The sequence below is a fragment of the Corallococcus sp. AB049A genome (genome assembly GCF_003668885.1).
In the GTDB taxonomy this organism is placed as follows: domain Bacteria; phylum Myxococcota; class Myxococcia; order Myxococcales; family Myxococcaceae; genus Corallococcus; species Corallococcus interemptor.
Genome location: NZ_RAWL01001023.1, coordinates 1 through 468, shown reverse-complemented (window position 1 = coordinate 468; position 468 = coordinate 1). Strand labels below are relative to the sequence as shown.

Here is a 468-nt window from a genome sequence, read left to right as displayed (position 1 = left end):
GTTCCTTGGCCGCGCCGTCGAAATCCCCGGCCTTCATGCGCTCGTGAAGATGCCGGGTGGAGGCGTCGGTGGCCTCGCGTGCCGCGTCGATTTTCGCCACCAGGGTATCGCCGGTCGCGTCGCGTGGAATCCTGATGTACCTGGCCCAGATACCGTCGTAGGTCTGCGACAGCTCCTGCGCCTTCTGATAATCCTTGTCGAAATCCTCGCCGCGCTTGATCACCATCAGCCGTCGGTGCATCAACACCGCGTTGTTGGTATCCAGCATGTCGTTCAACAGCCGCATCTTCACCATGTTGACGTCCACCACTTTCTCGAACTGGGCGGACTTCAGGTGATTTCCGTACAGCGCCAGGCCAACGATGGCCACGATGAACAGCAGCAGCAATCCAAACCCGGCACCCAGCCGGGATCCCACTCGGAGGTTGCGTAAGGCGAGCATCTCAATTCCCTTGATCATGGCCGTAC

Annotated in this window: 1 protein-coding gene; it reads right to left on the bottom strand. The window is 60.0% G+C overall.

Annotated features, from left to right (window positions below; all coding sequences use genetic code 11):
* On the bottom strand, positions 1 to 468 hold a 468-nt coding region (locus D7X55_RS46225), incomplete at both ends, for a Tar ligand binding domain-containing protein (protein ID WP_199747388.1).